This window comes from Paenibacillus sp. OT2-17 (assembly GCF_009827695.1).
Taxonomy (GTDB): domain Bacteria; phylum Bacillota; class Bacilli; order Paenibacillales; family Paenibacillaceae; genus Paenibacillus; species Paenibacillus polymyxa_B.
In genome coordinates, this window is the sequence record NZ_WUDQ01000163.1 from 1 (window position 1) to 7,411 (window position 7,411).

The 7,411-nt window shown below is 42.7% G+C and carries 10 protein-coding genes; 2 read left to right on the forward strand and 8 right to left on the reverse strand.

Translation table 11 applies throughout. From position 1 onward, the window contains the following. Window positions 1-171, forward strand: a 171-nt coding sequence (locus GRP75_RS16005; RefSeq protein WP_160789794.1) for a phosphodiester glycosidase family protein, incomplete at its 5' end; no start/stop codon positions are given. A gap of 133 nt (window positions 172-304) precedes the next feature. On the opposite strand, the gene GRP75_RS16010 is transcribed toward GRP75_RS16005, so the two are convergent. The 3 genes from GRP75_RS16010 to GRP75_RS29805 form a co-directional block, all read right to left on the reverse strand. Then, complete coding sequence (locus GRP75_RS16010; RefSeq protein ID WP_337194233.1) at window positions 305-796, reverse strand: DUF6386 family protein; 492 nt, start codon at window positions 794-796, stop codon at window positions 305-307. A gap of 178 nt (window positions 797-974) precedes the next feature. Further along, window positions 975-1,073, reverse strand: a complete 99-nt coding sequence (locus tag GRP75_RS29800) for a hypothetical protein (RefSeq protein WP_014599622.1) — start codon at window positions 1,071-1,073, stop codon at window positions 975-977. A gap of 100 nt (window positions 1,074-1,173) precedes the next feature. Next, window positions 1,174-1,401: a hypothetical protein gene (locus tag GRP75_RS29805; RefSeq protein WP_237449072.1), complete on the reverse strand. Its 228-nt coding sequence runs from the start codon at window positions 1,399-1,401 to the stop codon at window positions 1,174-1,176. Between the two features lie 396 nt (window positions 1,402-1,797). Between GRP75_RS29805 and GRP75_RS16020 the strand changes: the two genes are divergently transcribed. Continuing rightward, window positions 1,798-2,136, forward strand: a complete 339-nt coding sequence (locus GRP75_RS16020; RefSeq protein ID WP_023987960.1) for a helix-turn-helix domain-containing protein — start codon at window positions 1,798-1,800, stop codon at window positions 2,134-2,136. Window positions 2,137-2,341: 205 nt separating this feature from the next. Here the strand turns inward: GRP75_RS16020 and GRP75_RS30650 are convergent, their stop codons facing one another. The 5 genes from GRP75_RS30650 to GRP75_RS16045 all read right to left on the reverse strand — a co-directional run. Further along, window positions 2,342-2,866, reverse strand: coding sequence for a DUF1036 domain-containing protein (locus GRP75_RS30650; protein WP_369127579.1), 525 nt, complete (start codon window positions 2,864-2,866; stop codon window positions 2,342-2,344). A gap of 260 nt (window positions 2,867-3,126) precedes the next feature. Beyond that, a complete protein-coding gene (locus GRP75_RS16030; RefSeq protein ID WP_160789796.1) occupies window positions 3,127-4,266 on the reverse strand; it encodes a 5-methyltetrahydropteroyltriglutamate--homocysteine S-methyltransferase in 1,140 nt (379 codons plus the stop codon). Between the two features lie 123 nt (window positions 4,267-4,389). Then, window positions 4,390-5,292: a LysR family transcriptional regulator gene (locus GRP75_RS16035; RefSeq protein ID WP_028542869.1), complete on the reverse strand. Its 903-nt coding sequence runs from the start codon at window positions 5,290-5,292 to the stop codon at window positions 4,390-4,392. Between the two features lie 180 nt (window positions 5,293-5,472). Next, window positions 5,473-6,882, reverse strand: a complete 1,410-nt coding sequence (locus tag GRP75_RS16040; protein ID WP_160789797.1) for a glycoside hydrolase family 1 protein — start codon at window positions 6,880-6,882, stop codon at window positions 5,473-5,475. Window positions 6,883-6,955: 73 nt separating this feature from the next. After that, window positions 6,956-7,411: PTS sugar transporter subunit IIA (locus GRP75_RS16045; protein ID WP_160789798.1), on the reverse strand; the 456-nt coding region annotated here is incomplete at its 5' end.

Below are 7,411 nucleotides of genomic sequence, written 5' to 3' on the forward strand. Positions count from 1 at the left end.
ACCACAAGTGGAGCGACTATACCGCAGCTCGCCCAAATGATGAAGCAGGCCGGCGCTTATCAAGCCATGAATCTAGACGGCGGTGCTTCCAGCGGGCTGTATTACAACGGCTCCTACCTCACCACACCCGGCCGCCAAATCAGCAATGCCATTATTGTAAAGTATCAATAGACGGATAAAGGGCTGTCTTCACGGATGTGTAAGCCGTGGGGATAGCCCTTTTTCCATTTTCCCCGGTTCCGGTTGTTCCTGCTTCCACCTGTTCAGGTGGCTTGTATGGGCCGTTACGGGTTGAGCCTGCAACCTACAATCGAATCAGACCTGTAAAGCTATTGCTGCCTTCGCTTCCTTTTTTTAAAGAAAGATAAATACGGTTGTCTTCTTTACTCGCCAAGCATTCATAAAGTCCCGGTTGCACAGAAAGGAACGTCCCTCCCCATACACATTCAGGCTCCAGTCCACCACTTGTGGCTTCCTCCCCCGCTCCAATAAACAAGTTGCCTGAGGGAACCTTCAAAAACAGCCGTACAGCAGGCTTGTCAATATGATCTGTCATCACAACCTCATAGGTCCCGTCGGCTCCCAGATTCAAAAAAGCTACATTTCCTTTGTTCAACTCGCCCAGCTCGTCCTCTTCAATGGACCACCAATCCGGATCATCGTCCAAACGATGCTTAAGAGCTTGCGTATCAAATAGGCAAAGAGTCGCCGTATCTGTTGTAAATTGAAATGGACTGCTTGCCGTATTCATCATGTGATCCTCCTGATTTTGGTCAGCCAATTTCTGTTTTCCCACGTCTTACGCTATCCTTATTGCCATATACTTGAGGGAAAATCTCCCTGTATGTAAAGTATAACAATGCTTGCAGGGCCAGACAACATGTTGGGCTAACACCCATTCTGCATAAAAAAGCCCTCCCTCACGATGTCGTGAAAGAAGACTGATTTGTGGATTTAAGCGATCTAACCTGCTGTTAGATCAGAAAAGACTTAGTAATAATCACCAACAAAATGAACAATACCAAAATCGCTCCTGTGGATGTCCATGCTCCACCGTAACCTACTTCACCCATGTCTGAATCCCTCCTTGCGTTAAAGCTTACTCTTATCGTATGAAGAAAAGCGGATAACGACAGGGCGAATCGGCAAGTTTATTTGCCAAGGAAGGGCTATTCAGAAAATGGACTGATACGTCTCGGATGGATCGCTAATCACTCGGGATGACAACTGGCAGAGAATGTCGTCCGTTCTTCGCAGTAACCTGCTCACATCCTTGTGCTTCATCTTTTGAAGGAGAGAGCTTTCTAGCTGAGATGAAAGAAATTGAGTGGTGCCTATAAATACGACAACATCCAATCCCGGGTTGGTTTCGGTATGTAATAAGTGCAGCAGGTCAGTCATAGACAGGAATCCGGGAGGGAAAAGGCTGTTGTTTTCTTTCATATATAGAGCTTGTAACATGGAGGTTAACGCCCAGTCACATAGGATTATGCAGCATTGGAGTTGATTGTGCTTGTACAGGATTTGGGCTAGTTTCATGTGGTATTGAGATAGATTGTGGAAATCGGTTATTGATTTATGTAGGTGTTGTGAGGGTCTGGATGGTTGGGTGGGACTTGAAATAAAGGTAGAAGGAGCTTCTTTCATATCTATTCCTCAATAGAATTCCAATATTAGTCTTATTATACTCTAAAATAATACTTATAGATATAATCAATGCTGAATATACGATTCTTAATCTCATGTTTACCCAAGAAAATCTTGACTACACTTTTTAGTATGAAGGGGTGTAGATAAATGCAGGACAAAGAAGTACTAAAGCTAGTTGGGGCTAGAATAAGAGTGTTACGCAAAGAAAAAGGCCTCTCACAAGAAGCTCTTGGGGAAAAAGGTGGATTTCATTTTACATACATTGGACAGATCGAACGTGGAGAAAAGAATGTTTCTTTGATAAATGTAGCTAAAATTGCAAAAGCACTAGACGTAAACTTAGTTCAGTTGTTTTCATATGTAAGCGAGGACCCCAAAATTGTGGAGTCTGATGAAGATATTATAGAAATTATTACGATGCTCAAAAAGTCGAGTCCAGAGAAAGTACGTTTGGCGAGGAATGTGATAAGGGAAATTACAAATTAAAAAAGATTTTTTTGCAAAAATAAAGGAGCCACCTTTAGTTAATAAGGCAGTTCCTATTGCACTATTGTTTTACGTAAGTTCAATACCCTATCGAAAATTAAAATAATATATATATATCCACTATTAACTTAATTTCAAGTTTCTTATATAAAAGCGCGAACTGAATCGAATACGAAATTACAAAGGATTCCCCGCGACTATGAAATTATTGGCTTCTAGGTAGTTTCTTGCGGTCATTCAATTTAGATTTTCTTTTTACCCTTTTTGTGGGCAATACCATACGAACATTTTTTAGCTTCGTTTTTCTTTGAGCACTATTTGTAATAAGGTTGACTGTAAAATTCACGAAGCCGCGTTGGATGTTAAGTGTTTTAAAACCAACTCTTCTGCAATTATTACATAAATTTCCATTAATATTCCAGATCCAACATCCACTGAAATTATAATTTGGAACATGTATCGGGAAACTACCTGACCACACAAGATTTCTTGATACGCTCTCAGCGTAATAATAAATTGTTCTATCCCCTACGTTGCCAGTAACAACTTCCCTCGTTTGACCGGGCGCCAAACGGTACCAGGTAGACAATATACCCGTTTGTCCCACAAAGACAAATCCACACCTACTCGCATGATAGAAGATAGCTACTTGTATGGTAGAATTAGTGCTGTTTCGAAAATAAAGACTCATTTTTTTGTCACTCCCTCTTAATGCCATTCTACAATCCATTGTATGCAAGAGTTGTAAATAGGAAGTGGACAAACATAAAAGAGTCTTAGCCTTTTTTAGGATATTCAGAAATTATACTTTTTTAGATTTTCCCGCCATCTGTTTAGCGAAACCATATGACCATATTGTTTATGTTATGGAATTCAATCAAAAGAATACTCCCACCTAATCTTGTAAATATTAATAAACACGTCAATATATGACGTGTTTATTAATAAAATATCTTTAACTAATAGAACCTTTTAATTACCCTATAACCCTTACTTCCAAATCTCGTCCGCAATCTCTTTAATGAAAGCAAGCTTTTTCCACTGCTGCTCTTCTGTCAGAATATTGCCCTCTTCTGTCGAAGCAAAGCCGCATTGTGGGCTGAGGCAGATGTGGTTGATGTCGACGAATTGAGTCGCTTCCTTAATGCGGTTAATGACCGTCTGCTTGTCTTCCAGTTCACCCGTTTTGGAGGAAACGAGGCCCAGTACAACCTGCTTTTGGTCTTTCAGATACTTAAGCGGTGTGAAATCACCTGCACGGTCGGTATCGAATTCGAGGTAGTAGCCGTCGATGTTGTCGATGCCGAACAGAGTTTCGGCTACAGGCTCATAGCCGCCAGAGGATGCCCAGGTGGAATGGTAGTTACCACGGCATACGTGGGTCGTAACGACCAAATCGGCTGGGAGATCATTCACCGTTTCCTGATTCACACGGGCAAACAGCTTTTTGGTATCTTCCACATTCTCACCCGCATGCTGTCTAGCTTCCCAATAGTTTTTATCACAGAGCATACCCCATGTGCAATCATCCAGTTGCAAACTGCGGCAGCCCTCATTGTACAACGCTTGAATCACGGATTTGTAAGCTTTGGCGATATCCGTCACCAGCTCATCCAGATTGCTGTAATACGTATCGGTTGTTTCTTTATTCTCTCCGCGCAACAGCTCGGCCAGGAATTGCGCAGGTGCCGGAATCGTTTGGCGCGCGATGGCATCCTCACCTGCTACTTGCTTCAGGAATTTGAAATCTTCAATGAAAGGATGACGGGAATGTCCGATTTTACCGGACAAGCGTGCGGTTTCCGCTCTTGTTTCCACACCTTGGAATTGGTAGCCGTTCGAAAGCTGTACCTTTTCCACGCCGTCCAGACCCCACATAAAATCAAGATGCCACCAGGAGCGTCTGAATTCACCGTCTGTCACGGCTTGAAGTCCTACGGATTTTTGCTTTTCTACTAGCTTGATAATTTCGTTATCTTCAATCTTTCTCAGCTCGTCCGCAGAGATTTCATTATTTTGAAATTGAATTCTGGCGTCTTTAATCGCTTGCGGGCGCAAAAAGCTTCCGACCATATCATGTCTAAAAGGGGTCACTTTACGTTGGGATGCATTGTCAAGGATGCTGCTCATTAGGGTTATCTCCTTTTTCGCTTCTGTAGTGAAGTTCTTGTAAGAAAGATAACATACATTTTCAGTTATAAGGTAACTCCAATAAACTATAGCTAGTTATAGCCTAAGGCTATATCCAACCTTTTATTCCCCTATCGCCTCATGCAGCGCTTCTACATAGACGGTAGCCAGCTTGGAGAGCGCAGCGTTTTTATGGCAAATCCATCCCACATTAATAGACTCATCACATTCCAAAGGGACGGAAATAATGTCATTACCATTCAGATCCGCACTGATCACCCCGGTAGAAATCGTATAGCCGTTCAAGCCAATGAGCAGATTAAAGAGGGTCGCCCGGTCATGGACACGAATGCTTTTGGGATGTGACAACGTACTGAGAATCTCCTCGGAAAAGTGAAAGGAATTGTACTCCCCTTGCTCAAAGGACAAATACGGATACGGATGAAGCTGATCAATGGTCACGATAGACTGTCGGGATAGCGGATTATTGGCACTGATAAAAATATGCGGCTTGGCCGTAAACAGGCTATTGAATTGCAAATTCGCATCTTTTAACAGCTTGTTAATGACCTTGGCATTAAATTCGTTCAGATACAGGATTCCGATCTCACTGCGCAGGCTTTTGACATCCTGTATGATTTCATGGGTTTTGGTCTCCCGCAAAGCCAGTTCATACTCATCTTGACCATATTGATTTACCAGATTTACGAATGCATTTACAGCAAAAGCGTAATGCTGCGTGGACACAGCAAAATGCTGTGGTGAAGGCTTGGCATCCAGATAGCGACTTTCCAGTAACTCCGCCTGCTCAACGACCTGACGTGCATAACCGAGGAATTCCACACCTTCCTTGGACAAAGAAATTCCCTTATTGGTACGCTCAAAAATGGTGATATGAATTTCTTCCTCCAAATCACGAATCGCGTTCGACAGGCTGGGCTGGGAAATGAACAACCGCTTCGCCGCCTCATTCATGGAGCCGCGATTGGCAACCTCAATGACATATTTTAATTGTTGTAAGGTCAATGCATGATGTCCTTTCCGTTTGTGTTTCTTCTATTATATAATACATAATCACACTTCTGGAAAAGGGATAATTGTTGCTTAAATGAAATCAGCCTCTCCCCCTAAGGTTTAAAAAATATAAACACCTCCCTAAATGGAAATCTTCCATTTCAAGGAGGTGCTTTTTCACGGCTGCTTTAATTAACGAATTTCACCGTTTGTGGAGATCAACTTTTGATACCAATAGAAGCTTTGTTTACGAATACGACGCAGATCCTTGAGATCAAACTCCTCACGATCCACATAGATAAACCCGTAACGCTTGCTGGAGCCCTGATGGGTACTAACAAGATCAATCGCAGACCACGGACAGAAGCCGAATACTTCTACACCGTCTGTAATAGCCAGTTGAATCTGCTCGATATGTTTCTTGAAAAAGTCAATGCGGTAAGGATCGTTCACTACATCCCCTTCTTCAAGCTTGTCAAAAGCGCCCAAGCCGTTCTCTGTCACGATTAAAGGCAAGTGGTAGCGAGAATAAATTTGGCGTAATGTGGTTCTAAAACCGACCGGATCAATCTCCCAACCAAACTCCGTCGTTTGCAGGTTGGGGTTGACGGAACCTCGATATGCTCCGGGTTCACCCACAATTTCATGCTGATCTCCTGTATGTGAAAAATCATTTCCGTCATCTAAACTTTCTCCTACGGTTTGAGAGGTATAATAATTAAATGCGATAAAGTCCGGGTTCCCCTTCGCTAAAATGTCCATATCCCCTTCTTCAATGACAGGCTCATAGCCTTTCTCGACCAAATAGCTCCACGCAATGTGATTGTAACGGCCAAATACAGCCATATCCAGATAAAGCCAGTTGCGAATGGCTGCATAGTTATCAGCCGCCAGTGTATCTTCCGGCTTGGAACTGGCTGGATAGATAACCCCGATATTCGGCGCAGGTCCAATTTTCGCGTCAGGTAGCATTTCATGGCACAATACCATTGCTTTCGCCTGCGCGACTAACATATGATGATTTTGTTGATACAGTACCCTTTGTGGATTTTCGAGACTTGTATCTAATGTGCCAATAGAACCGGGATGGAGAATCAGCATGTTCTGCTCATTAATGGTTAACCAATATTTCACCCTGTCTCCAAAGTTCTCAAACAATGTTTTGGCATACTGTTCGAAGGCATCAATCGTCTCCCTCTTCGACCAACCGCCTTGTTTTTCAAGAGCATAAGGCAGATCAAAATGATACATAGTAACAATCGGTTCAATCCCGTATTTAATTAGTTCATCAATTAATGAGCTGTAAAACGCGATTCCCTTCTGATTAACTTCACCTACGCCCTGGGGATAAATACGTGTCCAAGCAATAGAGAAACGATATGCTTTAAAGCCCATTTCAGCCATCAGAGCTACGTCTTCTTTGAACATATGGTAATGATCACTGGTTACCTTAAAATCAGTGACCCCTTCGACGTGATTAGCCATGTCAATGACAGAAGGTCCTTTTCCATCTTCGTCCCATGCACCCTCTACTTGATAAGCGGAAGTGGAAGCTCCCCAGAAAAAATTTTCAGGAAATGCCTTCAATTGATTATGTTTCATGATCTAGTCCCTCCAGTTATAGTTATATCCTTCTGATGTTCGCAATTCGTGTATGTGATGATGCTTGCCAGTATCACACAACCAAAGTTAACAATACTTCATTTTTTTGAATCTGCTCCTGATTTGTCTCAAATACGTCCACTTTATGTTGCGTAAGTGTGACGATGACAGGCGTTACGATTTCGTATCCTGCTTCAATAATCTGCTCCCTGTCAAATTGGATTAACAAATCGCCCTGTTTCACGCTGTCGTCCTCTTTAACCACTGGATTAAAATGCTTCCCTTTCAGCGAAACGGTGTTAATTCCGATATGAATTAATATCTCTGTACCCGCATTGGAAGTCAATCCTATGGCATGTCCTGTGGGGAACAGCGAGGTTACGACCCCATCTATTGGCGCTACAACCTCACCGACAGACGGTTCAATGGCTAACCCTTTTCCCATGGCCCCTGTAGAAAATGCAGAATCATTCACTTGACTCAGTGGTGTGGTCCTGCCTGTGATCGGGCTGTATATCGTTTCTTTCTT